1 protein-coding gene is annotated in these 699 nt (G+C 48.1%); it reads left to right on the top strand.

The window, feature by feature from the left end; translation table 11 throughout:
• Positions 1-699 (top strand): transposase (locus tag ICN37_RS08390; protein ID WP_216156626.1); only part of this gene is annotated, 699 nt, incomplete at both ends.

The following is a 699-nucleotide window of genomic DNA, read 5'->3' as shown; positions in this document are numbered from 1 at the left end:
ATTTATTTGCCGACGCGATGGTGGCAGTTGATGGCAGTAAGTTCAAAGCAGTGAACAGCTCCGATCAGAACTTCACCCAGGCCAAGATCAAACGTCGTATCCAAGAAGCTGAAGCTAGTATTGCGCAGTACTTAAAAGACTTAGAGGCAGCTGATCTGCGCTCTCCAGCCCAATCAACCGCACACCAAGCCAGACTTAAAGAGCGCATCGCGCTCTTTACAGAGCAGATGGCACAGCTACAAGCTATTGAAGAAAAAGTACAAGCAGCACCAGATAAACAGATCTCCATGAGTGATCCCGATGCCCGGTCGATGCAACACCGCGGAGGCGGTATCGTGGGCTATAACGTACAGGCAGCCGTGGACACGAAGAACCATCTCATCATAGCCCATGAGTTAACTAATGTCGGTCATGATCGCAGTAGCCTAGCTAAGATAGCTAACCAAGTCAAAGAAGCGCTGCAAGTAACGCAGCTGACCGTAGTGGCAGACAAGGGTTATTACAGTGGTGAACAAATCAAAGACTGCATGGACTTGGGTGTCACTCCCATCATCCCCAAATGCAAAACCTCTAGCAATCGATCTAGTGGTCTGTTTGATAAGAATGCGTTTATCTACCACCCCGATAAAAATGAATACGAGTGCCCTGCAGGGCAAGCATTAATAGAGCGATTTAAAACCGTGGAGCATGGTAAGAATC

It is taken from the genome of Polynucleobacter sp. P1-05-14, assembly GCF_018881675.1.
Taxonomy (GTDB): Bacteria; Pseudomonadota; Gammaproteobacteria; order Burkholderiales; family Burkholderiaceae; genus Polynucleobacter.
Note: the sequence above shows the minus strand (reverse complement) of the source record. Positions and strands in the feature narration are given on the sequence as shown.